The organism is Leucothrix arctica (assembly GCF_003172895.1).
Taxonomy (GTDB): Bacteria; Pseudomonadota; Gammaproteobacteria; order Thiotrichales; family Thiotrichaceae; genus Leucothrix; species Leucothrix arctica.
Genome location: NZ_QGKL01000031.1, coordinates 46609 through 73421, shown reverse-complemented (window position 1 = coordinate 73421; position 26813 = coordinate 46609). Strand labels below are relative to the sequence as shown.

Sequence of the window (26813 nt, the reverse complement as noted above, 5' to 3'; positions counted from 1 at the left end):
GTATCTAGGTTTCTTTTTGTGTCTTTTCCAAATTAAATACCAGTCTAATCAGGTATCCAAAAGCTCGTTTAGCATCTTCGAGTATTAGATAACTAACAGGTACTAACACCAAAGACAGTAATGTTGCGAAGAGGATACCGTATCCAAGACTAACTGCCATAGGAATTAGAAACTGTGCCTGCGTACTCTTTTCGAACATTAACGGTAGTAGTCCCGAAAATGTTGTCAGAGAGGTCAGTAGGATTGGTCGGAAACGAGCGCCACCCGCTTTACGTACGGCCTCATTTAACGGGAGACCTTCTCTACGCTTTCTGTTGACATAGTCTACGAGCACCAGAGAGTCATTCACCACCACGCCTGTTAGTGCCAGTATGCCCAAAACACTGCTGATACTAAGTGTCATACCCATAATCATATGACCTAAAAGCGCACCAATAATACTGAAGGGTATAACGCCCATGACTATTAATGGCTGGACATACGAGCGGAAAGGTATTGCCAGTAGGGCGTAGATACCGAGTAGCGCAAACGCTAGGCCAAAGTACATACTGCCAAATGCTTCTGACTGTTCTTTTAGCTCTCCTTCTAGTTGATAACTAATGTCAGGGTAACTTTCTAATAGCACAGGGAGCCATGCATTCAAGTCAGCCTGAATAGTTGTCATATCCGCGACTTCTTTGTCAGCATCAGCAGTGACATTGAGTACGCGCAGTCCGTCATAGCGGCGTATTTTAGAAAAGCCTTGTTCAATCTCAACACTAGCGACTTCAAGAAGTGGGACCAAGTCACCATCTTTGGTGCGGATTTTAATTTTCTCAAGTGCGGTTATAGAGTAGCGCTCAGCTTTAGGCAGTCTAACAATTACCTTGGCGTCTTCGGTACCCCGAGCCAGTGACTCAGCTTCAGAACCAAAAATACTGTTTTTGATCTGCTGACCAAGTTCGGTGAGTGTCAGACCCAGTAATTCAGCACTTGGTTTAATGCGTAACCGTATTTCATCTTTACCGCCCTCAAAGCTGTCTGAAATATCAAACAAACCTTCATAGTCAGCTAGACGTGCTTTAACTATTTCCGATAATTTGGCGAGGTCTTCGAAGTTATCCCCATTGAGCTGAACATCCAGCGGTTGGCCACCACGACCAGTTTCAGCACGGAATGATAGGGATTCAACGCCTGGAATATCACCAATCATACGTTGCCATTCACGGACCAATTGCAGGCTATCAATAGGGATGCTGCGAGACTCAGGAGGGATGGTTTCAAGCTGAATACGAGCAATGTTAGAGTTACCACTAGAGAGTCCTCTACTTGATCCTCCCTGTGTTCCAACTGTCGTGAGTATGTGTTGAATAACGCTTTCATTGGTCAATGGGTCAACATACTTATCCTGCATGATGAGGACTTGCTTCATCATATTATCGACGTGTTTGCTGGTTACTTCGATCGGTGTTCCTTCGGGCATGGTCAAATCTGCTCGAATATATTCGCTTTGAATACGAGGGAAAAACGTGAATTTAAAGCGTCCAGTGGTCACGCTAAGGATAGAAATGATTAGCATCGCGATAAATAACGTCATCATAAAATAACGTAAGTTTAGAGCGACATTTAAAAATGGAGAGAAAACTTTCTCAATAAACCATTCTAAACTGTAGGCGATAGACTGCTGTACTCGTCCAAAAATATTGGTCTTTTGACCCGGCTTAGGTATTCGTACTGAGCTCATATGAGCAGGTAGGATTAACTTAGACTCGATGAGTGAGAAGAGTAATACCGGGAGAATAACGGCGGGTATTACTGCAAATATGGCGCCACGCAACCCGTCAATCATTAGCAGCGGTATAAATGCCGTCATAGTCGTTAATACACCGAAGGTCACGGGTACAGAGACTTCTTGTGTACCTTCGATCGCGGCTGTGGTTGGGTCTTTACCGAGTTGTAAGTGGGTGTAAATGTTTTCACCCGTGACGATCGCATCATCTACAACAATACCGAGTACCACAATAAAGGCGAATAGACTGATCAAGTTTATCGTTACGCCTAGTACAGGCAGTAGCAACATAGCGCCCATAAAGCTGATAGGGATACCTAGGCTTACCCAAAAGGCGACTTGAGGTCGTAAGAATAGTGCGAGTAAGATAAAGATCAATAAGCAACCTTGAATGGCACTGCTAACTAGTGTTGATAGTCGTGCTTTCAGTGCTTTGGAGTTATCTCTCCAATAAGTGACGCCCATGCTAATTGGTAGGCGGTCATTTTTATCTGCAATGTAAGCGATAACCGTTTTTGACAGTTCAATGGCACTTTGGTCACCCACACGGTAGACCTCTAACGATGCACTACGTTTACCATCAAATGTGGTGTATTGAGGCGCTTCGTCAAAGCCATCAATAATGGTGGCAATATCGCGTAATAAAACCTGTGTACCGTCTGCATTGTTAATAAGACTTATATCAAGAAAGTCATCAGCATTACTGGCTTTACCTAGCGTTCTAATTAGTATTTCGCCAGAGTCAGTTTTTAAAGCACCTGCGGGGATGTCCCTAGAGCTACTCTGGATGGCTTGTGTTATGTCGGTCAGGCTGAGGCCGTATTGTTGCAACGTGCTTTCTGGAATCTCAATCCCGACTTCATAAGGTCTTAGGCCACTCACGGAGACTTGTGTAACGCCCGGTAAGCGTAATAGTTCGGTGCGTACCTTAAGTGTTTCTGCGTTTAGTTCTTGCTCAGACACATCACCATAGAAAATAACATTTATGTTTTCACGGATACGTGAAGAGGTCGCAACGGTGGGAGAGTCTACATCATCAGGGAAGTCTGTAATCGCATCGACAAGGCTTTTGATTTCATTAAGCAGCTTATCTTTATCCGTACCTTCTAAAATCTGTGCGCTAACTGAAGCGTTACCTTCACTGGCTGTACTACTGACGTGCTCAATCTCTGGCACACCAGATATCGCATCCTCAATTCGTCGTACAACGGCTTCTTCAACTTCGTTAGGAGCAGCACCAGGGTAAGATGCATTAATATTAATGACATCACGTTCAAAGGAGGGGAATATCTCTAGTGGTATGCGGTTGAACATAGAGAACACACCCGCAGCAACGATAGCAACCATCAACAAGTTGGCGGCTACATGGTTTCTTGCAAACCAAGCGATAGCACCATGCATTTAGTTAGCCTCCTGAGCAGCAGCTTGTCGTTTCTTTCTTTCGCCATTACCACGCTCGCCTTCAGGTCTCTTACCTTTTCCTTCGCCTCGCTCTCCAGCAGGCTTGCGTCCTTCGCCACCTTTTTTAGCTGCGCTATCTGTCGCGCTTTGTCCGCCGGGTTTTCCCTCTTGCTGTCGCTTAGTCGGCTCTCCTGCAATGCGCACAGTCATACCATTTTTAGCAGAAGGCATTGGAGTAACAATTAACTTAGCATTTGCTGGAATCGAGTCAGCTTGAACGATTAGCTTGTCATTTTCTGTCGCTAAAACCGTTATAGGACGAATGCGAACGGTACCTTCGTCATAAAGCATCACTTCTCTGTTTTGACGAGTAGAGCTTGTTGGAATAACGTATACGTTGCCAAGTTTACTACCAATAATTTCAGCCTGTAAGAACTGACCAATTTTGACGGGTGGTGCACCACTTGACGATTTCTTAAAGGGGTCGTCTATACGAGCAATAACGGAGATCTGGCGCGTACGTGCGTCCATAGAAGCACTCACACGGCTCAAACGACCTTTCCAATTATAGGTTTTTTCACCAAAGTTAGCCGAGAACGTAACTTCTGGTAGCCTATTAATATCAACTTTTTGATTGCTGTAGCTTTCTGGAAGGTTGAGTTGCTCATACTCTGAAAGAGACAGAGGTAGGCGAACTTCAACGTAGTCAGTTGAGTACACTTCACCTAGTTTTGTGCCGGGTGTGATGTATTGACCGATATTTACATCACGCGTCATGACACGACCCTGATACGGTGTTCTGATACGGGTCTTACTGAGATCATCTCGTGCTTGTTGGAGTCTGACTCTAGAAGCTTCGAGGCTTGCTAACGCAGCGGTAATTTGTGGTCTTCTACTAGCCATCTCACCAAGAGTGCGATTATTACCGAGTATGCGGGCCTCACGTACTGCCAAGTTAGCTAGATTTTGTTCTGTCTTGATTTCTAATTCGCGTTGGCTGATTTCGGCACTAGCGATAATAATAGCGTTTTTATAATTTGTATTATCAACACTAAGCAGTTGTTGATCCCTAGCGAAGTAATTACCTTCCTGAAACGCTGAGTCAATACTAATTACCTTTCCAGATACTTCGGAAATAATATTAGTGCTTTGGTTGGTCTCTACCGACCCTGACGAGCGAATGCGTTGGGTGTAGGTTTGCAGTTGAGGGGATATGATTTCAACAACAGGAATCGTCGGCTGCCTAACCCGTTTTCTTGGCTCAGGCTTTGTTTTTATTAGGTAGCTACCTAATGCCATAGCGCCAGCAATGAGCGCAATAATGAGAATGAGCTGCTTCATGATCCACCGTCTTATTTATAATTTATAAGTGATCGTGAATGCAATTCCCCTCGAACTAAGCATTCACGGCAGGTCGAGTATAACCAATGCCGTGAAATGAAACTATTGTCCTTACCTAATCTTTACGCTTCTAAACTAGCCCAAATATTTCAATAAACTAAACGTAGAAATTGCTACAAGAATGATCATTAGTAACATCGCCCCCATTTTTAGAGTAGAGCTAGAAGGTCTTGGCGGTTCTCCAAAGCGGTTACTGCTTGGATTGCCCGGTATCATCCAAAACAATATAAAGGCGAACGGCAATAATAATAAAAGCGACAGCCAGCCTTTAGCATTAAAGTCATGACAGCGTTGAATGGTTAGCTGTACATATATAATGATGGCCGCACAAAGACCTGACGCTAGAAGTACATACGCAATTGCCCCGCCAAGCTCCCCAAAGCGACTAGCTATCCCTGCTAGTGCCGCAATAATCCAAAAAACTAAAAAGGGTAAGACTAGTGAGTAAAAGAAATACTCAAAGCGTCCAATCCTTCCTTCCCCTGATAACACGCGTACGTCACTGTATCGCCTGTTTGGTTTTACCATTTGCTCATATTGATTTAAATCAATAGTCGATTCCATTTGCAGCTCTCCCTTAACTTCCCTATGCAACTGTTTACCTTTTTACGGGGAGTGTTTATGAAAGGGTATGCGTACAGGGACGAAAGTACTGTTTTGGACGCGGAGCTGAACATTAGCTTAACTAATGGTGATTCTAATGGAGAGAAAATTAATGATTAGCTTAGTCAGTACTGGGTGTCCCCGCTATACTGTGGCCAATCAAAAAAGATAAGGTGGACCGATGGCAATTGCACCATTGATGCTGGACTTGGAAGGTACTGAGCTTACCTTGGAAGAAAAAGAGTTACTCAAACACCCTTATTGCGGTGGTTTGATCTTTTTCTCGCGTAACTTTGAAAGTGTTGAGCAGCTGGAAAAGTTGATACATGATATTCGAGCGGCGACACCTAATCGTATCTTGTTGTCAGTGGATCATGAAGGAGGGCGTGTACAACGTTTTCGTGATGGGTTTACACGACTGCCAGCCTTAGCAAAGCTTTATGCAGACAGTGACGATGAAGTAACCGCATTACGCGCAGCACATCATCATGCATGGTTAATGGCTTCTGAGCTTCGCGCTATGGACATCGACTTTAGCTTTGCGCCCGTATTAGATTTGAATTATGGCGTCAGTGAAGTCATTGGTGATCGTGCTTTTCATGGTGAAATCGATATTGTTGAAAGTATGTCAAAAGCTTATATAGCCGGTATGCATGATGCAGGTATGGCTGCAACGGGTAAGCATTTTCCGGGTCATGGCGCTGTTACTGCAGATTCTCACTTGGAAATACCCGTTGACGAGCGTGATTTTGATACCTTAAGTAAGTTTGATATGCAGCCATTCGCTAAGAGTATTTTGAACGGTCTTGATGCGGTGATGCCAGCTCATGTTATTTACCCAGAGGTTGATAGTCAGCCCGCCGGTTTCTCTCAAGTTTGGTTGCAAAAAATCTTACGAAAACAGCTTGCCTTTGATGGTGTGATTTTCAGCGATGATTTGAATATGGAAGGTGCAGCGTTCGCAGGTAACTACGCTCAGCGTGCAGTGGCAGCGTTAGATGCGGGTTGTGATATGGTACTCGTCTGTAATAACCGCCCAGGTGTCATACAAGTAATGGATGAAGCGAATATTGAATTAGAGACTGCTGAGCGTCTAGAAAGTCAGCGTCGTCTAGAGCGTATGCGTGGACAAACACATATAAACCGCAGTGCCTTATTAGATACTGAGCGCTGGAATGAAATTGAATCAGAAATACGCGCATTTGCTTAGAGGCTAACGATGAAAAATTATGCACATACCGTCCGAGAGGAAATCATCAGTATTGCTCTTTTCATTGGTGTTATTTGGTTAGTATTTGTTTTAGATCGACTGTTACCACTCGAAAAGCTTGGGCTTATTCCTCGAGATTTTGGTGGAATTGTTGGTATTTTCACAATGACATTCCTTCATAGTGACTTTGCTCACATAATGGGAAATATCGTTCCGTTGGTTGTCATGCTGGCATTACTTGCCGGTTCGAGAGCTAACAGCTTGCTTATTATCGTCATGATCGTTTTGATCGGCGGAACGTTGCTTTGGTTGTTTGGCCGAGGTGGGACAATACATATAGGTGCAAGCCTGCTAGTGTTTGGTTTGGCGGTGTTCCTTATTGTTTCAGGCTTACTCGAAAAGCGTATTGTGCCATTAATTATCGCCGTGTTTGTCGCATTGACGTATGGCGGTGTGTTAATTAGCGGAGTCGCACCTTGGCAAGAAGGTGTGTCTTGGGACGGTCATTTGTTTGGTGGTATTGGTGGTGGGATCGTTGCATGGTTATTTGTGGGTCGAAATGTTCACAAAATACTGCCTTAGTAAGTAGTGAGTCTATTTGATTTATTGAACCTTAAGCGCGTTTAGACTGACTAAGTTGCTGAATAATAAAAGCAACAAGCGGCTACCGATCTTCCGCCATTACTTGAAAGCATTAGCTTCAAACACTATGTTATTCACAATTATTGAATTATCCATAAGGGGAACGCATGAAGCGTACTTTACTGTTAATGGCGACAAACTTTGCAATTGTTGCTGTCTTAGGTGTCGTTTGGAATATATTGGACTCCATGTTTGGTATTTCACAGGCATTGCGCGGCATGGGGTTGCCTGCAGAGTTTGGTTATATCGCATTGATGTCATTAGTTATGGGTTTTGCTGGCGCATTCATTAGTTTGGCAATGTCTAAGAGTTCAGCAAAACGTAGCATGGGCGTTCATGTTATTGAGCACCCGACTAATCAACAAGAGCAATGGTTGTTCAATATTGTTGCTAAGCAAGCTGAAAAGTCAGGTATTGATATGCCTGAAGTGGGGATTTTCGATTCTCCAGAAGTGAATGCTTTTGCAACGGGCGCACGTCGTAATTCAGCATTAGTAGCGGTTAGTACAGGTTTGCTTAATACGATGAATGCAGACGAAGTAGAAGCAGTACTAGGTCATGAGATTGCCCACGTTGCCAATGGCGATATGGTGACTCAGACGTTGCTTCAAGGTGTTTTGAACACATTCGTATTCTTCTTTGCTCGTGTTATCGCTACTTTGGTTAACTCACTACTGTCTGGCAACAACAATAACGGTAATCGTGGTAACTCATACGGGATGGTTTATTACATCACATCTATGGTTGCGCAGATGGCACTAGGCTTCTTGGCTAATATCGTTGTTATGTGGTTCTCTCGTTACCGTGAGTTTCAAGCAGACAAAGGTGGTGCTGACTTAGCGGGACGCCAGAAAATGATTGATGCATTGAAAGTATTGCAGCGTGGAAGTAGTCCTCACGACTTACCCGGTCAGCTTAAAGCGTTTGGTATTTCAGGTGGTCTAAGTGGTGGTATGAAGAAGTTATTCATGACACATCCTCCACTTGAAGAGCGTATCGCGGCTTTAGAAGCGCAACGCTAAGCTGCCTATCGCTAAGCTCTTTACAAAATCTTCACTGTATTAACAAAAGGTCGCTATTGCGGCCTTTTGTATTTATGGGGATAATCACCGCTCATTTAGTCGGGAGAAATTTGTGTACAGTATTGCGCGTCATTTGTTATTTAGGTTACCGGCTGAAACATCGCATGATATGACCCTCAAAGGGTTAAACATTGCTAAACGTTTTCATTTATTAAATTTAGTCACTCGTAAAGTTGCTTCTAAGTCTGTTGAGGTAATGGGTCTTACATTTCCAAACCGTGTTGGTTTAGCAGCAGGTTTAGATAAGAATGGTGATTATCTTGAAGCATTATCTGACTTAGGTTTCGGCTTTGTCGAAATTGGAACGGTCACACCACTTCCACAGGCTGGAAATGACAAACCTCGTATGTTCAGACTTCCTGCGGCACAAGGCATCATCAACCGCATGGGCTTTAACAATTTTGGTGTTGATCACCTTGTTGAAAATGTTAAGCAAGCACGAGCAAATGGCTTCAAAGGTGTTATTGGTATCAATATCGGTAAGAACGCTGCGACGCCTGTTGAAAAAGCGATGGATGATTACCTAATTTGTCTTCGAAAGTCATACCAGCACGCTGACTACATCACGATTAATATCTCATCTCCAAACACGCCTGGGTTGCGCTCATTACAGTATGGCGAAGAGCTTAATGCCTTGCTGTCAGTGTTAAAGGCAGAGCAGGTGAAGTTATCTGAAGAGCAGGGACGTTATGTTCCTTTAGCGGTAAAAGTTGCTCCAGACCTTTCTGTAGAAGAAGTCGAAGGAATTGCCGAGTGTTTAGTGTCTAACGGCATTGATGCATTGATTGCGACAAATACTACCTTGGCCCGTGATGCAGTGGAAGGGATGAAATATGGTACAGAAGCGGGTGGTTTAAGCGGTGCGCCTGTGACAGAAAAGTCGACACAAGTCATTGCTCAGTTTGCCAAAGCTCTAGAGGGTAAAATGCCAATTATTGGCGTGGGTGGTATTTTTAATGCTGCTGATGCTCAAGCTAAGTTAGATGCTGGTGCGTCATTAGTGCAGTTATATTCGGGGCTGATTTACCAAGGCCCTAAGCTTGTAACTGAGTGCGTAACAGCGTTGGATGCTTAATCCGCATCAATGGTGTATGAGGAATAATGAGTACTGTAATTTACAAGAACGTCGAGTCGCCATTATTGATGGGGATTTTAAATGTTACACCTGATAGTTTTTCAGATGGTGGTCAACATAACGACCCTGAAAAAGCAGTCGCTCATGCTTTGCTAATGGTTAAGCAGGGCGCTGATATTATTGATATTGGTGGTGAGTCTACTCGCCCAGGCGCTGATACTATTGATACAGCAGAGCAGCTTAGTCGCGTTATCCCTGTCATTACATCACTATGTAACGTGTTACCCGCTAGCTTCCCGTTGAGTATCGATACGACTAGTTTTGAAGTTGCTAAAGCAGCTGTTGAAGCCGGTGTGAATTGGCTAAATGATATTTCAGCGGCGGAAGACTCGCCTGAAATGCTAACGCTAGCGGCTAAGAAACGAATCCCCATTGTGTTGATGCATCGACAGGGTTTATCGGCAACCATGCAAGATAATCCTTCGTATACAGATGTGTCTCATGAGGTATTTAGCTATCTGCTTGCGCGTGCTGAAGAAGCACTGAAAGCAGGTGTGCTAGCTGAGAATATAATATTGGATCCAGGTATTGGGTTTGGTAAACGTTTTGAAGATAACCTTCAATTATTAAAGAATTTAGAAAAGCTCTGTCAAAGTAGTTACCCGGTATTATTGGGTACTAGTCGAAAGCGATTTTTGGCGACTATTTGTGATCAAGAGTCTAATCAATTAGCGGTTGCAACTGCAGCGACTACAGCGTTGGCTGTTCGCTCCGGTGTGCGTATCGTGCGAGTACATGATGTGCTTGCCAACCGACAAGCAGCTGATGTTGCTTGGGCAATTCATTCGGCATAAGCCGTCTTTTATTTGGAATTTTTATGCGTTACGCAAAGTACATTGGTGCTGTTTTAGGTTATATCGTTTGGGGTTTTTGGGGCGCTATTTTTGGCTTCATCGCTGGTGCGTGGATAGCGAATCGTTTCCGCCGCAGCAGTGCCGGTTTATTTGGAATTAACCCTCAAAAGCGTGCACTTCGCCAGTCTACATTTACCAGAACGTTGTTTTTGTTAATGGGTAATTTAGCGAAGTCGGATGGTCGTGTATCTGAAGTTGAAATTGCACAAGCTGAAAAATTTATGACTCAGCTAGCGATGACGCCTGAAGGCCGTAAAGAAGCGATTGGTGCTTTTAAACTAGGCACACAACCTGACTTTTCAGTAGATGACACGATTAATGAATTTAAGGCTGTTTGTGGCGAAGCTAAAAACCTTCGACAATTAATCATTATGTATTTGCTAGGCACTGCGATGGCAGACGGCAAAATGGTTGAGGCTGAGCAGTCGTTATTGCAAGAAATTGCGATTAAGTTAGGCTTCTCTCAGCAGTCGTTCCAGCAATTATTAATGATGATTCAAGCGCAGAGTAACTTCTCTGGTGGAAGTTATCATGGTGCAGGTGGTCAATCACGTTCAGCCAACCCTACTCAGTCTATTGATGCTGCTTATCAAGCACTGGGTGTTGAGAAAACTATTTCTGATGCAGAGTTAAAGCGTGCATACCGTAAGTTGATAAAAGAGTTTCACCCTGACCGACTAATGGGGCAAGGCTTGCCGGACGACATGATTAAGGTAGCAACAGAGCGTTCGAAAGAAATTCAAACAGCTTACGATATGATTAAAGAAAAGCGTGGTATGAGGTAGTCGGGTTAGGAAAATACGGAGCGTAGGTAAGGTAATAATAAAGCCGCTAAACCGAGTACGCCAGCGTAACCGACAATATCAGTGACGGTTGTAAGTAAGACGCTGCCAGCTAAGGCAGGGTCTATATTTAGCTTACGAAGACCGAGTGGTAGCAGTACCCCAGACAGTGGTGCTGCTATCAAATTAAGCATCATTGCGACTGCAATCAATATCCCAATTTCAATATCTTTCAGTGCTACCGCAGAGATGCAGAACACGACGAATGCCCATAAGACGCCATTTATAACACCCAGTAGTAATTCTTTTTTAAGTAAGTCTCGCGTGTTGGACTTACCAATTTGTCCTAGTGCAATACCTCGGATAACCATTGTCAGTGTTTGGCTACCTGCAATGCCGCCCATGCTAGGGACAATACCCATCAGCACTGCAAGTGCAACCGCTGATTCGATTGTATCTGTGAACTGTGAAATGACCGCAGCGGCCATGAAAGCGGTAATTAGGTTTGTGCCTAACCAAACAGCACGACGTTTAACGCTCGGTAAAATAGGCGCAAACAGATCATCTTCCGAATTTACACCGGCCATACTTTTAATTGAATGTTCCGCTTGTTCACGAATAACATCAACCACATCATCGATCGTGATGCGTCCAAGTAGCTTTCCTAGGTCGCTTACAACAGGTGCGGAGATTAAATCGCGATCTTCAAATAAGTCAGCGACTTCAGCGTTTTCTAAGTGCGCAGGAATAGATAAATAACGAGTATCCATGATGTCGAGAATAGCGTCATCCGGTTGGCTAGTGATCAGTTGTGTGAGTGAGACCACGCCGAGGTATTTATCATAACTGTCGACCACGATCACATGATCGGTATGTGAGGGTAGTTCACCTTTTATTCTCAAATAACGTAGTACCACGTCAACATTAACGTCTGAGCGGATGGTGACTACTTCGGTATCCATCATACCGCCAGCAGTATCTTCATCATACCCAAGGACAACTTCTACACGTTCACGCTCTTGGCGGCCCATGCCAGCCAGTGTTTCTTGTATGACAGTGTCAGGCAGGCCTTGTAGAAAGTCGGCCATGTCATCCGTATCAAGGTCTTTCAGCGCCTCAACCAAGTCGACAGTATCCATCTCTTCGGTGAGTTGCGAGCGTACATCATCGTTTAGCTCAATAAGCACTAAACCTTCGTTTTCGCGCTTGATAAGTTCCCACGCAATTTTACGTTGCTCTAGGGGAGATGATTCTAATAAGTGAGCAATTTCAGCAGGGTGAAGGGCGTTAAGCATTCGCTGTAACGTGAATAGCGAACCACTTTCGATAGCACCACTGAGGGAGGCTAGTCGTTCTTCTTTGCTAAGATTGTCTGAGTTAACCATGAGGCAATATTATTGGATTTATTGAAGCGCCTATACTAGCAAATTAGATTGTTTTCTGTTTGTTTTTTGCTTCTATCTCGCGATGATTTGTGATGATAGAAACGGTTTCATTTTGACGAAAGTATTCAGAAAGTTTGTCTATTAAATATACAGATCGATGATGTCCACCGGTACATCCAATAGATAAGGTTAAGTAAGCTCGTTGATTGTCTATAAAGTGCGGCATCCAGCGCTCAATGAAGTTTTTGATGTCTTCATACATATCTTGAACAAGGGTTTGCTCATCCAGCCAAGCTGACACGGCTTCAGTCTGACCAGACTTGATTCGCAACTCAGGCACCCAGTAAGGGTTAGGTAGGCATCGTACATCATAGATAAAGTCAGAGTCTCTTGGTGCGCCATACTTGAAGCCAAAAGATTGAAAGGATAGTGATAGCTGTTTTTTACTAAGTACACAGATACGTTGTTTAATAAGCGTTGCTAGTTGGTAGATATCGGTATCGCTTGTCTCAAGTTGGAAATCAGCAATAGATCTGACGGTTGTTAGCAGTTCATACTCTGCTGCAATGGCAGCTCCTAGCCCTGTTTTTTCATCAGATAGTGGGTGTTTACGGCGGGTTTCATTGTAGCGTTTAAAAATGATACTTTTAGACGAGTAAAGATAGACAAGGTCAGTTCGAAATTGATCTTTAAGTCGTTGAACAATTGCTGGTAATGATTCAAGTAATTTCTTACCGCTTCGAACATCAACACCAATCGCTACTTTCTCTTTGGAAAGCACCCACTCGTTAGTAAATAACTCTTCAAGCATGTTTAGCGGAAGGTTATCTATGCAATAGTAGCTTTGATCTTCAAGTGTATTTAGCGCTTGTGTTTTTCCTGCGCCAGACATACCCGTAATAATAACAGCGTGCATAATATCAAGCGGCCTTTTCCGGAAGTAGTAAGGTTTCTAAATAATTTACGGCGATTTGTGGTTCTGATATTTCAGACAGTTCTTCTGCAACAGGACGAGAGGAGATTTTTCTCATCAAATTAGCAATCATCTCCGAATAATACTCTGGCGTTGATTCTGGCAGAAGTAGGACTAGAAAAACAGAAACAGGTTTTTTGTCAGGTGTTTCTAAATCTATACCTTGTTTTAAAACAAGCAGAGCAGCATAGGGTTTGCTAATAGGAACTCTGGCTCTAGGTATGGCAATGCCACAACCGAGTGTGGTGCTACCTAGTTTTTCACGTTCAATCAGGCTGTCAAAGATTGTATCCTTATCTAGCTGTGTCTGTTTTTTTGATAATAGACTGGCTAATGTATCAAAGACGCGTTTCTTACTTTCAAGCTCCTGAACAAACAATGCTCGTTCAGGGCTTAATAGCTTACTTATGTCACTTAGCATAAGTGCTTCCGAGGTTAAGGATTATTCCGCAATAATATTACGGTGGCTGCCTTCCTGTCGATGTTTACTAGTTATCTTTTCTTTGTGCTTTAGCACTTGTCGATCTAGTTTGTCCGCTAAGGAGTCAATTGCTGCATACATGTCTTCTTCAACAGATTCAGCAAAGAGGTGATTACCACTCACAAGGATTGATGCTTCAGCTTTGTGAGTTAGTTTTTGAACCTCTAGAATAACGTTAATATTAATCACTTGGTCATAATGGCGAGTGAGTCGTTCAGTCTTCTCTTTTATATAATTACTGAGAGAGGGAGTAATCTCGATGTGATGACCTGTAATATTTAGTTGCATACTAATTGTCTCCTGTTCAGTTTTATTAAAGACTCTACCTATTTAAAAGGCGGGGTCAGACCATTCTGTACTAGCAACCAGGTCACGATAATGCTTTGCGATCATGTGAAGAGGGGATTGCCAGTGCTTCACGGTACTTAGCGACAGTGCGTCGCGCTACATTGATGCCTTGCTCATTGAGCAAGTTAGTCAATTTGTTATCACTGTAAGGTTTGCGTGGGTTTTCCGCTGTTATTAGCTTTTTTATCATGGCGCGAATTGCCGTAGCAGAACACTCACCACCAGTATCGGTATTGACGTGACTTGAGAAGAAATATTTGAATTCATAAACACCACGCGGTGTATGAAGGAATTTTCGGGTAGTTACGCGAGAAATAGTGGACTCATGAAGATCTAACTGTTCGGCAAGGTCTTTAAGTACCATAGGCTTCATCGCTTCATCACCATACTGTAGGAACGCCATTTGGCGATCAACAATTGCGTTAGCAACGTTAAGAATGGTCGTATTTCTGTTATCTAGACTCTTAATAAACCACCTCGCTTGCTGAAGGTTATCTTTAATATAGTCCGATGCCGCTTTATCTGTGCGGCTGTCAGAAGCCATTTCTGCGTAAGTATCATTGATGCGAAGATCTGGTAACGTCTCTGCATTGTGTGACACTAGCCAGCGTCCTTTTACTTTTCGTACATAGACATCAGGTTTAATATAATCGACGTTTTCACTACTAAAGCGGCTCGCTGGATTCGGATCTAGCGTTTTCATTAAATTGACTAGAATTTCGAGTTGGTCATTATTTAATCTAGTCTCTTTCTTAATACTTTTATAGTCTCGTTTTGCCAGTAAGTCCAGATTTTTTTCTAATAGCAGTTGAGCCTTCTTCTTCAGAGGGTGCTTAGGATAGTGGTAATTGAATTGTAACCAAAGGCTTTGACCTAGGTCTCTAGCCCCCATTCCTATTGGGTCTAGGTGGTGTACGAAACTTAGTACTGCTTCGACATCGTCAAGATCTATCAATAATTCTGATTCTAGGCTATTAAGTATTTGTTCTGGTGACTCTGTCAGCAGTCCATCGTTATTTATATAATCGACAACGAGGTGAGCGATGGCCTTATCAATGACACTAAGATTGCTTAGATCTATTTGCCAGAGTAAATGCTCAGCTAAGCCTTCAGCATTTGAGTGTAACTTTTCAATATAGTCGGATGCACTCTCACCGTCAGCGTTACTTACTTTCCATTCAGGGTCGTAAGTGTCATCCCAGTCGGAGTCAGTGCTAAGTTCGTCGGGTATCGTCTCACTGAGGCTTTCTGAAGGTGTTTCGTCAACTTCCGCATTACTATCAGAAGCGTCAAAGTTATCGGTATCTTCAGGGCGTTCCAGAAGCGGGTTAGATTCCAATACCGTTTGTATCTCTTGCTCGAGCTCTAATGACGACAGTTGCAACATTTTAATCGCTTGTTGCAGTTGTGGGGTCATTGAAAGACTTTGACCGAGCTTGAGTTGAATTCCTTGTTTCAGCATATTTTTATAATTATCTTTTTGCTGCTTGCGGTCAATCCTATGACACAGATATTCTTGGTGAAAATCCCCCTGTGAATATCATTTTTACGGACTACCGAAATGGGTTTGTGTAGTAATTCCATGAGTTCTAAATTGAGCATATCACGATGTTAATAGAGAAAGTCGCTAAACCGATTGGTGGTATTTCAAGCCAATGTAGTCACTAAACACCTATAGTTTGAAGTCTTTACCTAAGTAGATTTCACGAGTTTGTTTGTTCTGTAGTACTTCTTCGGGTGTTCCTTGTGTCAGTATCGAGCCATTACCAAGGATGTAGGCACGATCACAAATACCCAGTGTTTCACGGACATTATGATCAGTGATAAGCACGCCAATACCTCTTTGTTTAAGTTGAGTCACAATTTTTTGTATCTCAATAACGGAGATAGGGTCGACACCCGCAAATGGTTCATCTAATAAAATAAACGCAGGATCAGTGGCTAGGGCTCTTGCGATTTCAACACGGCGACGCTCACCACCTGACAAGCTTATACCTAAACTGTCCCTTATATGCGTGATCTGGAACTCTTCTAATAAGCTTTCCATCTTAGCGCGTTGATCCTTTCGACTCATGCCTTTGCGGGTTTGCAAAATAGCTAAGATATTGTCTTCTACAGAGAGCTTTCTAAATACACTGGCTTCTTGGGCAAGATAACCAACACCGTGACGTGCACGTTGATGCATGGACAGTTTAGTAAGGTCTTTTCCGTCAAGCGTAATGCGACCTTGGTCGATAGAAACTAGTCCCACAACCATATAGAAGCATGTGGTTTTACCCGCACCATTAGGGCCAAGTAAACCAACGACTTCCGCACTATTAACTTCTAGGGAAATCCCACGCAAAATGCTGCGCTTCTTGTAGCTTTTATACAGTGACTCTGCAGCTAGAACACTCAACGAAATACCTACTTATTAGTTGGGTAGAAAATGGCGCTAACACGACCTTTTGCTTTAGTGTTCTGGCCTTTAACCTTCGCCACACCTGCTTTAAGCTCGCCCGTGCGTGTCGAGTATTCGATATGTTGACTGCTAAACTTATCATTATTTTGACTTAGCTCTGCTGATCCGTCTAAGTAAAGTTTTTTCTCTTTAACAGCGTAGCGTAATAAGTTGGCCTGGCCTTTAGCTACTTTTCCATCATCCATTGTTTGTTGGAATCTGACCGGTGAGCCTTTAGCGGTAATTAATTCAATACTACTATTTGGTGCTTTGATCTCAATCTCAGACGCTCTGATTTGTAAGCTTCCCTGAACAATTACAACGTTTCCAGAGTACTTACCAAAACCTTTAGCTTTATTAAATACGATTGTATCCGCTTCAATTCTAACAGGCTTTGTCACGTCGCCTTGAAGTGCAAAAGATGGTGCGCTGAATAAGACGAGAGCAAGCGCAATGAAGGATTTATTGAGCGGGTTTAAATTCTGCTTGTACATTTGAAAGTATCCTTAATTCTTGTTCGTCTAGATTAGTTTCGAAGCCTGTGCCATGTAAATATCCTTGATCACTTACAAGGTCAATATCATCGGCGCTTGAAATCGTTTGTGTTGTTGGATTGTAAGTCATGTTTTGTGTCGTCAGCATGAACTCAGGTGAATCTTTAAATAAAGGTTTATATACCTTTATTTCACCACTTAGCGACATATTACCACTTTTGCCTTCTTGAGTTGCCTTTTGTGCGTTTATGGTAACAAGTTCCCCATTATCCGATCGTGCCTCAACGTACGGCTGATAAATATCACTCGCGCCCGTACCTTGGTTATGTGTCAAATGTTGTCCTGTGACATGGTAACTTACCTTGCCATCCCCATCAGTTTTCATGAGGGTAAAGTCATTTAAATAGTAATCAATGCGAGACTCACTGGGTGAGTTTGTTAACTGCTCTATGGACTTCCATGATAAGTTGAGCCACGTCACTGCTGAAGCAAAGAGGATGGCTAATACAAAGAAAATGCGTCCAAAGGTTTTCATTTCAAATGGCTGTCGAGCATTGGTTGAAGTTTACCTTGTGCATCTAAGATCAGTTCAATGACCTCTCTTGCTGCACCTTTACCACCATTCTTTACTGTAATGTAGTCAGCATGCTCTTTAACAAAATCATGTGCGTCCCCAACAGCAACCCCAAGGCCAACGGCTCTTATAATAGGGACATCAATTAGGTCATCACCAATGTAAGCCACGTGCTCTGGTGAAAATCCCGTCTTCTTCAAAATATCGTCAAGTGCTGGTCGTTTGTTCATGTAACCCTGATAAACAAGGCCTAGCGGGATTTTCAAATTATTTGCACGATGTACCACAAGGGAAGACTTTCTGCCTGTGATTAAAGCCGCTTGCAGTCCACTCGCGTAAAGCATCTTCATGCCTAAGCCATCTCTTGCACTAAAGGCTTTATACTCATCACCATTGTTATCAAAAAACAGGCTGCCATCAGTAAGCACGCCATCAATATCCATTATTAATAGCTTAATGTTTTGAGCAATAGATTGAATTCTTTCCATGGTAAAAGACGCCGTATAAGTTTTGGCTAAACAATACCTGCTTTTAACAAATCATGCATGTGTATTATCCCAACAGGTGCATCATTTTCATCAACAACGGGTAGTACAGTAATCGTATGCTCTTGCATCATTACAAGCGCTTGCATGGCTAATGAAGACTCGGTAATTCTATGGCAGCCTTCTTGTATGACATCAATTAATTTCAATTGTTTCAAGTCTGCACCCGACTCAAAGGCACGACGTAAATCACCATCGGTAAACACACTACGAAGCTTGTTATCGGCATCAACGACAAGTGTTGCGCCTAGTTGCTTGCCCGTCATAATTAAAATGGCGTCTTGCAGTGTAAGTTCTGGAGCAGCCTTAGGCATGTCTTCACCACTATGCATTAAGTCACTGACCATAATGCTAAGTCGTTTACCTAAGCGACCTGCCGGGTGAGAGCGAGCAAAATCTTCAGGTGTGAAGGCACGTGCTTTAAGTAAAGAAACTGCGATTGCATCACCCATAACCAGAGTTGCCGTGGTGCTGGATGTTGGCGCTAAGTTATGTGGGCACGCTTCTTTGCTAACACCAACGTTAATATGGCAATGCGCAAGTTTTGCGAGAACGGAGTCGGTTTTTCCAGTCATGGCAATAATAAAAGTGCCTTGGCGCTTGATGACCGAGCACAAAGTAATAAGCTCATCGGTGCCGCCAGAGTTAGATATCGTAATAACAATATCCTGAGCGGTGATCATACCAATGTCACCATGTAGTGCTTCACTCGGGTGTACGAAGAATGATGGTGTGCCAGTACTTGCTAAGGTGGCTGCAATCTTGTGACCTATATGTCCAGACTTACCCATGCCAGCAATAATGACTCTGCCTTTACAGTTTAAAATGGTTTCACAGGCACGAATGAAATTATCATCAAGGCGGCTTGTAAGTTCTTGTATTGCTTCTATTTCATCACTAATAACTTTAGTCGCATTCTTGATGATATCGTTTTGTTGTACAGTGCGTAATTCGCCCAAAAGAAAGTCCTTATTTTTTATGCCGCTGTCGAACGGATGGGCGAATAGTAAATCAGAAGTCTTTTGGCTACAAATGTAAGCTTCCGTTAGCTTTTATGAATCTTCAGTATTTTGCATCAAATGCAGTGGTCAATAGGGTGTTTCCATTTGCGGTGTATGATAGGATTCGCAGAATATTTTCTAGGGTTTCTTTTGTGTTTAGTTAGCAGCTGAAACTTTAGACAGAACCTCATACTCATTCAGGGACTACCTGAAAACTGTTAGGATATTTTAATGGCGCGTTACATATTCGTTACTGGTGGTGTTGTTTCTTCATTGGGAAAAGGAATCGCAGGAGCTTCGCTAGGATCCATTCTAGAAGCTCGTGGTTTAAAAGTTACCATGATGAAATTGGACCCATATATTAATGTAGATCCAGGAACGATGAGTCCGTTTCAACACGGTGAAGTTTTCGTAACAGAAGATGGCGCTGAGACTGATCTAGATTTGGGTCACTATGAGCGTTTCGTAGGATTTAGAGCTTCTAAGCTTAACAATTTCACGACAGGTCGTATCTATAGTGAAGTGATTCGTAAAGAGCGTCATGGTGAATACCTTGGGGCAACAGTACAGGTCATTCCTCATATTACAGACGAGATCAAGCGTTGTGTACGTGCAGCGGCTGGTGAAGCTGATATTGCGATCGTTGAGATTGGTGGAACAGTGGGTGATATCGAGTCATTACCATTTCTTGAGGCGATTCGTCAGATTCGTGTAGAAGAGGGTGATAACGCTCTGTTCATGCACCTAACGCTTGTGCCATACCTTGCAGCTGCTGGTGAGCTTAAAACTAAGCCGACACAGCACTCTGTTAAAGAGCTACGCTCGATTGGTATTCAGCCTGACGTACTACTTTGTCGTAGTGAACGTAAAATTCCTGATCATGAGCGTCGCAAAATTGCGTTGTTTACGAATGTTGCTGAAGAAGCGGTTATTTCGGCGATGGATCTGGATAATATCTACAAGAATCCTTTGTGGTATCATGCTCAAAAATTGGACCAAATCGTTGCTCGTAAGCTTGGCTTGCCAGAGTTGCCAGAAGCTGATCTTAGTGATTGGCGTAAGGTGATCAATGCGATGGAATTCCCAGAAGCGGAGGTTCATATTGCAATGGTCGGTAAGTACGTTGACTTGACTGAGTCATATAAGTCGCTTAACGAAGCATTGAGTCATGCCGGTATCCAAAACAGCGCACGTGTTAAGATTCATTACATCGATTCTGAAAAGCTTGAGTCAGAAGGTCTAGACCAGCTTGCTGATATGGATGCGATTCTAGTGCCAGGTGGTTTTGGTATACGTGGTGTTGAAGGAAAGATAAGTGCTGTTCGTTATGCACGTGAAAACAAAATTCCTTACCTGGGTATTTGTCTAGGTATGCAAGTTGCAGTCATCGAGTTTGCTCGTCACTGTGCTAACTTGCCTGAAGCGCACAGTACAGAGTTTGTACATGATGCAGCAGATCCTGTTATCGGTTTGATTACTGAGTGGATCAATGAAACAGGTGAAGTAGAAACACGCGATAGTGATTCTGACTTGGGTGGAACAATGCGCCTTGGTGGTCAGCGTTGTAACCTTAAAGAAGGTTCTCTATCTGCAAAGGTATATGGTGATAGTTCTGTATTAGAGCGTCATCGTCATCGTTATGAGTTTAATAACAACTACCGCGAAGTGTTAGAAAAGAAAGGTTTAGTACTTTCTGGTCTATCAGAGGATGGTAGTTTGGTTGAAATGGTTGAGTTAGAAGACCACCCATGGTTTGTTGCTTGCCAATTCCACCCAGAATTTACATCACGTCCGCGTGAAGGTCATCCGCTGTTCACTGGTTACATTGGTGCAGCGCTGGTATATCAGAAAACTAAAGGCACAAAATAAAAAGAGGTCGTCCTATGAAATTATGTGGTTATGAAGTTGGTGAACAGCAGCCGTTTTTCCTTATCTCAGGTCCTTGTGTTGTTGAGTCTGAAAAGCTAACGATGGAAATCGCTGAGTCACTTAAAGAGATGACTGATCGATTGGGTATCCCTTATATTTTCAAGGCGTCTTACGACAAAGCTAATCGTTCATCTCATGATAGCTATCGTGGACCAGGTATTGCTGAAGGTTTGCGCATTCTTGAAAAAGTCAGAACTGAAATCGGTGTACCCGTACTCACTGATATTCATGAAGACTCACCGTTAGATGAAGTTGCTGCGGTTGCGGATGTACTTCAGACGCCCGCATTTTTGTGCCGTCAAACTAACTTTATCCAAAGTATTGCTAAGCTTGGTCGCCCAGTAAATATCAAGAAAGGTCAGTTTTTAGCGCCTTGGGATATGGGTAACGTTGTTAATAAAGCCAAAGCAACTGGAAATCAGGACATAATGGTCTGTGAACGAGGCTATACTTTTGGTTATAATAACTTAGTATCGGATATGCGAGGTCTTGCAACAATGCGAGATACTGGTTGTCCGGTGGTATTTGATGCAACGCATTCAGTGCAGTTACCTGGTGGACAAGGTAATGCATCAGGTGGCGAGCGCCAGCATGTACCTGTGTTAGCGCGTGCCGCTGTGGCAGCAGGTGTTTCCGGTTTATTTATGGAGTCACACCCTAACCCAGCAGAAGCTTTGAGTGACGGTCCAAACTCATGGCCAGTGCATAGGATGGAAGAACTGCTCAAAATCCTAATGGATATTGATAATGCAGTGAAAGCGAATCCGTATTTAGAAAGCACACTTTAAACACTCACTTTTAACCTATTTAATTGGTAAATATTAATGACTAAAATTGCAAGCATCGTTGCTCGTGAAATTATTGATTCTCGTGGTAATCCTACACTAGAGGCTGATGTTAAATTAGCTGACGGAACTATGGGACGTGCTGCAGTACCATCAGGAGCATCAACAGGTGTTCGAGAAGCAATTGAGTTACGTGATGGCGGTGACCGTTATTTAGGTAAGGGGGTTCTGACTGCTGTTGCAAATGTTAACGGTGAAATTGCAGATGCAATCATCGGTATGGATGTAAATGATCAAAAAGCAATCGATGCTAAAATGATCGAGCTAGATGGTACAGAGAACAAAGGACGTTTAGGTGCAAATGCACTTCTAGCGGCTTCTTTGGCTGTTGCTCACGCTGCTGCAAATTCAAAAGGCGTTAGTTTGTTTAAAAACCTAGGAAATGGAAATACACTTCCTGTTCCAATGATGAATATCATTAATGGTGGTTCTCACGCAGACAATAGTGTTGATATGCAGGAGTTCATGATCATTCCTGTTGGCGCTCCAAGTTTCTCGGAAGCACTACGTTATGGGGCAGAAGTGTTCCATACACTTAAGAAAGTATTGACTGAAAAAGGTTTGAATACTGCCGTTGGTGATGAGGGTGGTTTTGCACCTGATCTCTCTTCAAACGAAGAAGCAATTGAAGTTATTCTAGAAGCTATCAAGCGTGCTGGTTTTGTTGCTGGTAAAGATATCTTCATCGGTCTTGATTGTGCAAGTTCTGAGTACTACAAAGATGGTAAGTACGTACTAGAGTCAGAAGGTAAGTCTTTTGATGCTGCTGGAATGGTTGCATTCCTAGCTGATTGGGTTGAGCGTTTCCCAATTATCAGTATCGAAGATGGTCTTGATGAAGGTGATTGGGATGGTTGGAAGCTACAGACTGAAGCACTAGGCGATAAAGTTCAGTTGGTTGGTGATGATCTATTCGTTACAAACCCTAAGATCCTAAAGGAAGGTATCGACAAAGATATCGCTAATTCTATCCTTATCAAGGTGAATCAGATTGGTACATTGTCTGAGACATTAGAAGCAATTAACATGGCTCACGCTGCTGGTTATACTTCTGTTATCTCTCACCGTTCTGGCGAAACTGAAGACGTTACAATTGCAGATCTTGCGGTTGCTACTAATGCAGGTCAGATCAAGACAGGTTCTATGTCTCGTTCTGATCGTGTTGCTAAGTACAACCAGTTACTGCGCATCGAGCAAGAGCTTGGTGAAAACGCTGTATATGCTGGTACTTCAGCATTTCGTTACCTATAAGATAGTCGAGAAAGTTTCATGAAGTATTTGATAACTGTTATGTTTGCTTTACTGGTGTTGCTACTTGCAAGCTTGTGGATTGGGCATGGCAGTTATCCTGCCAAGTGGCAGCTTGAAAAAGAAATAGCGACACTCGATAAGCAGAATGAGCATCAAGAAGAGCTTAATAGGCAGATACGTGCCGAGCTTGAAGATGCTCAGTCTGGTAGTGATGCTGTAGAAGAACGTGCCCGTAGTGAGTTGGGTATGATTCGTAATCAAGAAACGTTTTTTGAGGTTATACTTGAGCCTACGGATACGCAGCAATTAGGTGCGCAAAGCATACGAGCTGCACAAGTTAAGTAATACGTTTTATGTCAATATCTGAAAATAAAGTTTGGGTATTGATTCCAGCGGCTGGCATCGGTTCTCGAATGCGGTCAGAAATTCCCAAGCAATATTTATCAGTATGTGGTGCTACCATTCTCGAGCACACACTTCGCTGTTTTACTGACCTGTCAGAATTAGCAGGCATTATTGTTGTTGTCAATCATGAAGATACCTATTGGCAGTCTTTGCTTCAAGAGTCCCAATTATTTAGTAACGGCAAACTGAAAATACGCTATACCTATGGTGGTTCGGACCGTGCAGAGACGGTACAAAACGGCCTACATTATTTGTTGAATGATATCGGTTTGAGTGATGATCAATGGGTGATGGTACATGATGCTGCAAGGCCTTGTGTAAGGCTGGATGACCTGCTGGCACTGTTAGCTGTTCGTGACGACTGTGATCTTGATGGTGCGATTTTAGGCTATCGAGTAAAAGACACGATGAAACGCTCTAATGCAGATGCTTCAAAGATTGGATTCACTGAGTCACGTGAAAACTTGTGGCATGCTCTGACTCCCCAGATGTTTAGACTAAAAGAGTTATTTGATTCTCTGGTTGAGGCTAAGCTCGCAAAACATGTGGTGACTGATGAGGCGTCAGCGATGGAGTTTTTAGGAAAGAAGGTCGGTTTGGTTGAGGGGGCTTCAGATAATATAAAGCTAACATCCCCGTCAGATTTACGTTTAATAGAATTTTTGTTAAAAGCTAGGTGATTCAATAATGTTCGATATGAGAATAGGTTGTGGTTACGACGTTCATGCTTTTGGTGAGGGTGAACATATTATGCTCGGTGGCGTTAAGATTCCTCACCACAAAGGCTTTATTGCTCATTCTGATGGCGACGTACTCATTCACGCGCTGTGCGATGCGTTGCTTGGTGCTTTGGCGCTGGGTGATATAGGTAAGCATTTTCCGGATACATCCGATGAATACAAAGGTATAGATAGCCGAACTTTATTGAGACATGTATATGGGCTGATAAAGGATAGGGGCTATAGACTACAAAATCTAGACTCAGTCATTTGTGCTGAATTCCCAAAAATGTCTCCCCATATTGATCATATGCGAGAAGTAATCGCTGAAGACTTAGAGTCAAAAATAGACAAGGTTGGGATAAAAGCAACCACAACTGAAAAGTTGGGCTTTGTTGGAATGCAGCAAGGAATCGCGGTGCATGTAACAGTTTTATTAATAAATGAGTAAAGTACAGCCAGTATGCCTGTAAGCATTATGGCAGTGTACTTTACTATTTTATAATTGGATTAAAGCAGGCCGTGACGTTTAAGCTTAGATCTCAATGTCGCGCGATTCATACCCAAGCACATTGCAGCCTTAGATTGATTGCCACGAGTATGTTTCATGATAACTTCAAGCAGTGGACGTTCAACTTCATCGACAACTTGACGATAAAGGTTCGTTGCATCGTGGTCACCTAGAAGATCTAGATAATCAGAAACAGCTTTGTCTGTAGCCTCAGAAAGCGAATCAGCATTTAATGGTGTGTTTGTCATTGTTGAAGTGACCTATATATTATTTTATGGGGTTGTATTTCTGTCAGATACAAAGCCGATGGAGGGTTGTATGGCCCAAAAAACGTTAGAGCTATAATTACTTGAAGAGTGCTTCTTCAAACAGAGATAGTTGTTCTCTTACCGTTCTAGCGCCTAGTATTTTAGGTCTCAAATCAGTTTGAATAGACATGCTTAATAAATACCAGTTGATTACTTTATTAGCAAATCGCGAATGATTAGTGGTGCAATCATCCAGACGATTAGCATCCAGATTGTGTAACTTATACACGCCCCTTAAGTGTTTAAGCGCAATTTCTCGCTTATAAGTGTCAGTAATTTCACAAGTAGGTTGGATTTTGAACAATAACTTATTTAATTCTGAAAATATCCAAGGCTGACCAAATGAAGCTCTTCCAACCATGAGTCCATCGGCTTGGGTGTAATCTAAGATAAATGCAGCTTGTTTAGCATTGCAAATGTCACCATTAGCAATAATTGGAATACTAACATATTTTTTTGTCTGACGAATAGTCTCGTATTCTGCATAAGGTTTGTACTTATCTTCACGGGTACGTCCATGAAGTGCTACTGCCGCAACACCCGCGTTTTCAGCAATTTGAGCAATACGTATAGCATTTCGTGTTTTCATGTCCCAGCCAGTGCGATATTTGATTGTGACTGGTACGTTAACAGCCGAGACAATTGATTCAATTATTCGCTTTACTCGGACCTCATCTTTTAATAATGCTGAGCCTGCGAGTTTTTTACTCCCTGCGACTTTTTTTACAGGGCATCCAAAATTAATATCAATTATTTCAGCACCTTGTTCGGCATAGAATTTTGCGGCTTCGGCCATCACTGAAGGTTCTGTTCCGACAATCTGAATGCTGCGTGGTGAACTTTCATCCATTTGTGGTAAGCGAAGCTGGGTTTTCTTTGTGTTGAGTAAAGAAAGGTCGCTTGTAATCATTTCTGAAGTCGCTAAGCCCGCACCGTGCTCTCGCACTAAGTCTCTATAGACTCTGTCAGTTACGCCAGCCATAGGGGCTTGTAGCAGTGAGCTTGCTAATTCGAAGTTTGCAATTTTAAGTGTCATTGATGGATTAAGTTTTTATAAAAATGAAAACTGAAAATGTTTAGCTTTATTATCAGGAGGGTCTTGGATTTTTAACCGAATGGATGTTATCTCTGAGCTTTTCAGTAGCTTTTTAGGGTTGTACTTTTCTAGATATTCCTCTGGGCGAAAGCGCCTTAGTGCAACTAATTGATTACGATTATCGAGAAGTTTAGCTTCTAAAAAAGGGTATGGCTGATCATTGTTAGAGGTGTTCTCAATCAGTCCAGTAATAATTAATGAATTAGGTTCGCTAGGGTGCGAGAAGACCTTACGACTAGTCATTTTAATTTTTTCAGGTTCTTTGGATGGAGATAACCAAGTATCCCTAGTTGCCCATACCTGAGTTACTAGTAAGCCAGCAAGCGCTACAGTAGCAACAACGCCCCATAACTTTTTATTTGCTTTTGAGGTAGGTTGTTTTGGAGTTTTTGTTTTGGCAGGTTTTGTCGTTGCGACACGGTAACTTTCTAGCTGTTTATTGTTAAGTGATTCAAAAGAAACGTTATCGCTAGGATCTGACTGCTCAGGAAGCTTAGTAGATAAACTATCCATAGCATTGAATACAGAGCCACATTCGCCGCATCGGAGTTTCCCCTGAGCGGCAGTGAGTTCTTTCATTGTAACGCGAAAAATCGCTTTGCAATGGCTGCACTTTGTATACATAGGCTA

28 protein-coding genes are annotated in these 26813 nt (G+C 42.7%); 12 read left to right on the top strand and 16 right to left on the bottom strand.

Annotated features, from left to right (window positions below):
• Nucleotides 1-4 precede the first annotated feature (4 nt).
• From DKT75_RS11035 to DKT75_RS11025, 3 genes are all read right to left on the bottom strand, one after another.
• Nucleotides 5-3169: an efflux RND transporter permease subunit gene (locus DKT75_RS11035; RefSeq protein WP_109823488.1), complete on the bottom strand. Its 3165-nt coding sequence runs from the start codon at nucleotides 3167-3169 to the stop codon at nucleotides 5-7.
• Complete coding sequence (locus DKT75_RS11030; RefSeq protein ID WP_109823487.1) at nucleotides 3170-4510, bottom strand: efflux RND transporter periplasmic adaptor subunit; 1341 nt, start codon at nucleotides 4508-4510, stop codon at nucleotides 3170-3172.
• A 135-nt stretch (nucleotides 4511-4645) separates the two neighbouring features.
• A complete protein-coding gene (locus tag DKT75_RS11025; RefSeq protein WP_109823486.1) occupies nucleotides 4646-5134 on the bottom strand; it encodes a DUF805 domain-containing protein in 489 nt (162 codons plus the stop codon).
• Between the two features lie 220 nt (nucleotides 5135-5354).
• Here DKT75_RS11025 and nagZ point away from each other — a divergent pair, with 220 nt between their 5' ends.
• The 6 genes from nagZ to djlA all read left to right on the top strand — a co-directional run bounded on the left by nagZ (nucleotide 5355) and on the right by djlA (nucleotide 10881).
• Nucleotides 5355-6383, top strand: coding sequence for a beta-N-acetylhexosaminidase (nagZ, locus tag DKT75_RS11020; RefSeq protein ID WP_109823485.1), 1029 nt, complete (start codon nucleotides 5355-5357; stop codon nucleotides 6381-6383).
• A gap of 9 nt (nucleotides 6384-6392) precedes the next feature.
• Complete coding sequence (locus DKT75_RS11015) at nucleotides 6393-6965, top strand: rhomboid family intramembrane serine protease (protein WP_109823484.1); 573 nt, start codon at nucleotides 6393-6395, stop codon at nucleotides 6963-6965.
• A gap of 167 nt (nucleotides 6966-7132) precedes the next feature.
• Entirely contained in the window at nucleotides 7133-8047 is a 915-nt protein-coding gene (gene htpX / locus DKT75_RS11010) for a protease HtpX (RefSeq protein WP_109823483.1), read from the top strand.
• 112 nt (nucleotides 8048-8159) lie between these two features.
• Nucleotides 8160-9182 (top strand): quinone-dependent dihydroorotate dehydrogenase, encoded by a 1023-nt coding sequence (locus DKT75_RS11005; RefSeq protein WP_109823482.1) that lies wholly within the window; start codon nucleotides 8160-8162, stop codon nucleotides 9180-9182.
• A gap of 26 nt (nucleotides 9183-9208) precedes the next feature.
• Nucleotides 9209-10036 (top strand): dihydropteroate synthase, encoded by an 828-nt coding sequence (gene folP, locus DKT75_RS11000; protein ID WP_109823481.1) that lies wholly within the window; start codon nucleotides 9209-9211, stop codon nucleotides 10034-10036.
• A gap of 23 nt (nucleotides 10037-10059) precedes the next feature.
• Nucleotides 10060-10881: a co-chaperone DjlA gene (gene djlA / locus DKT75_RS10995; RefSeq protein ID WP_109823480.1), complete on the top strand. Its 822-nt coding sequence runs from the start codon at nucleotides 10060-10062 to the stop codon at nucleotides 10879-10881.
• Between the two features lie 5 nt (nucleotides 10882-10886).
• On the opposite strand, the gene mgtE is transcribed toward djlA, so the two are convergent.
• From mgtE to DKT75_RS10945, 10 genes are all read right to left on the bottom strand, one after another.
• Complete coding sequence (gene mgtE, locus DKT75_RS10990; RefSeq protein WP_109823479.1) at nucleotides 10887-12263, bottom strand: magnesium transporter; 1377 nt, start codon at nucleotides 12261-12263, stop codon at nucleotides 10887-10889.
• Nucleotides 12264-12306: 43 nt separating this feature from the next.
• Nucleotides 12307-13179 (bottom strand): RNase adapter RapZ, encoded by an 873-nt coding sequence (gene rapZ, locus DKT75_RS10985; RefSeq protein WP_109823478.1) that lies wholly within the window; start codon nucleotides 13177-13179, stop codon nucleotides 12307-12309.
• Between the two features lie 4 nt (nucleotides 13180-13183).
• The gene (locus DKT75_RS10980; protein WP_109823477.1) at nucleotides 13184-13657 is read right to left on the bottom strand and encodes a PTS sugar transporter subunit IIA; all 474 of its coding nucleotides are present in this window, start codon (nucleotides 13655-13657) and stop codon (nucleotides 13184-13186) included.
• A 21-nt stretch (nucleotides 13658-13678) separates the two neighbouring features.
• The gene (hpf, locus tag DKT75_RS10975) at nucleotides 13679-14005 is read right to left on the bottom strand and encodes a ribosome hibernation-promoting factor, HPF/YfiA family (RefSeq protein ID WP_109823476.1); all 327 of its coding nucleotides are present in this window, start codon (nucleotides 14003-14005) and stop codon (nucleotides 13679-13681) included.
• An 82-nt stretch (nucleotides 14006-14087) separates the two neighbouring features.
• Nucleotides 14088-15527, bottom strand: a complete 1440-nt coding sequence (locus DKT75_RS10970) for an RNA polymerase factor sigma-54 (protein ID WP_109823475.1) — start codon at nucleotides 15525-15527, stop codon at nucleotides 14088-14090.
• Nucleotides 15528-15737: 210 nt separating this feature from the next.
• Nucleotides 15738-16469 (bottom strand): LPS export ABC transporter ATP-binding protein, encoded by a 732-nt coding sequence (gene lptB / locus DKT75_RS10965; RefSeq protein WP_425451402.1) that lies wholly within the window; start codon nucleotides 16467-16469, stop codon nucleotides 15738-15740.
• A 2-nt stretch (nucleotides 16470-16471) separates the two neighbouring features.
• Complete coding sequence (gene lptA, locus DKT75_RS10960) at nucleotides 16472-16999, bottom strand: lipopolysaccharide transport periplasmic protein LptA (protein ID WP_109823473.1); 528 nt, start codon at nucleotides 16997-16999, stop codon at nucleotides 16472-16474.
• Nucleotides 16968-17534, bottom strand: a complete 567-nt coding sequence (gene lptC / locus DKT75_RS10955) for an LPS export ABC transporter periplasmic protein LptC (RefSeq protein ID WP_109823472.1) — start codon at nucleotides 17532-17534, stop codon at nucleotides 16968-16970. Before lptC ends, lptA begins: the two co-directional genes overlap by 32 nt.
• Entirely contained in the window at nucleotides 17531-18061 is a 531-nt protein-coding gene (locus tag DKT75_RS10950) for a KdsC family phosphatase (protein WP_109823471.1), read from the bottom strand. Before DKT75_RS10950 ends, lptC begins: the two co-directional genes overlap by 4 nt.
• A gap of 26 nt (nucleotides 18062-18087) precedes the next feature.
• Complete coding sequence (locus DKT75_RS10945; RefSeq protein ID WP_109823470.1) at nucleotides 18088-19077, bottom strand: KpsF/GutQ family sugar-phosphate isomerase; 990 nt, start codon at nucleotides 19075-19077, stop codon at nucleotides 18088-18090.
• A gap of 273 nt (nucleotides 19078-19350) precedes the next feature.
• Between DKT75_RS10945 and DKT75_RS10940 the strand changes: the two genes are divergently transcribed.
• Genes DKT75_RS10940 through ispF form a run of 6 tightly spaced genes read left to right on the top strand, consistent with a single transcriptional unit; the run spans nucleotide 19351 to nucleotide 24719 of the window.
• Nucleotides 19351-20988 (top strand): CTP synthase, encoded by a 1638-nt coding sequence (locus tag DKT75_RS10940; protein WP_109823469.1) that lies wholly within the window; start codon nucleotides 19351-19353, stop codon nucleotides 20986-20988.
• 14 nt (nucleotides 20989-21002) lie between these two features.
• On the top strand, nucleotides 21003-21836 hold the full coding sequence (kdsA, locus tag DKT75_RS10935; protein ID WP_109823468.1) for a 3-deoxy-8-phosphooctulonate synthase: 834 nt from the start codon (nucleotides 21003-21005) through the stop codon (nucleotides 21834-21836).
• Nucleotides 21837-21872: 36 nt separating this feature from the next.
• Entirely contained in the window at nucleotides 21873-23144 is a 1272-nt protein-coding gene (gene eno, locus DKT75_RS10930; RefSeq protein ID WP_109823467.1) for a phosphopyruvate hydratase, read from the top strand.
• An 18-nt stretch (nucleotides 23145-23162) separates the two neighbouring features.
• On the top strand, nucleotides 23163-23489 hold the full coding sequence (locus DKT75_RS10925; protein WP_109823466.1) for an FtsB family cell division protein: 327 nt from the start codon (nucleotides 23163-23165) through the stop codon (nucleotides 23487-23489).
• An 8-nt stretch (nucleotides 23490-23497) separates the two neighbouring features.
• Nucleotides 23498-24229: a 2-C-methyl-D-erythritol 4-phosphate cytidylyltransferase gene (gene ispD / locus DKT75_RS10920; protein WP_109823465.1), complete on the top strand. Its 732-nt coding sequence runs from the start codon at nucleotides 23498-23500 to the stop codon at nucleotides 24227-24229.
• Nucleotides 24230-24245: 16 nt separating this feature from the next.
• Complete coding sequence (ispF, locus tag DKT75_RS10915; RefSeq protein WP_109823586.1) at nucleotides 24246-24719, top strand: 2-C-methyl-D-erythritol 2,4-cyclodiphosphate synthase; 474 nt, start codon at nucleotides 24246-24248, stop codon at nucleotides 24717-24719.
• Nucleotides 24720-24778: 59 nt separating this feature from the next.
• On the opposite strand, the gene DKT75_RS10910 is transcribed toward ispF, so the two are convergent.
• The 3 genes from DKT75_RS10910 to DKT75_RS10900 all read right to left on the bottom strand — a co-directional run bounded on the left by DKT75_RS10910 (nucleotide 24779) and on the right by DKT75_RS10900 (nucleotide 26807).
• Nucleotides 24779-25027, bottom strand: coding sequence for a helix-turn-helix domain-containing protein (locus tag DKT75_RS10910; RefSeq protein WP_109823464.1), 249 nt, complete (start codon nucleotides 25025-25027; stop codon nucleotides 24779-24781).
• Nucleotides 25028-25124: 97 nt separating this feature from the next.
• Nucleotides 25125-26123: a tRNA dihydrouridine synthase DusB gene (gene dusB, locus DKT75_RS10905; protein ID WP_109823463.1), complete on the bottom strand. Its 999-nt coding sequence runs from the start codon at nucleotides 26121-26123 to the stop codon at nucleotides 25125-25127.
• A 15-nt stretch (nucleotides 26124-26138) separates the two neighbouring features.
• Complete coding sequence (locus tag DKT75_RS10900) at nucleotides 26139-26807, bottom strand: zinc-ribbon and DUF3426 domain-containing protein (RefSeq protein ID WP_109823585.1); 669 nt, start codon at nucleotides 26805-26807, stop codon at nucleotides 26139-26141.
• Nucleotides 26808-26813 lie beyond the last annotated feature (6 nt).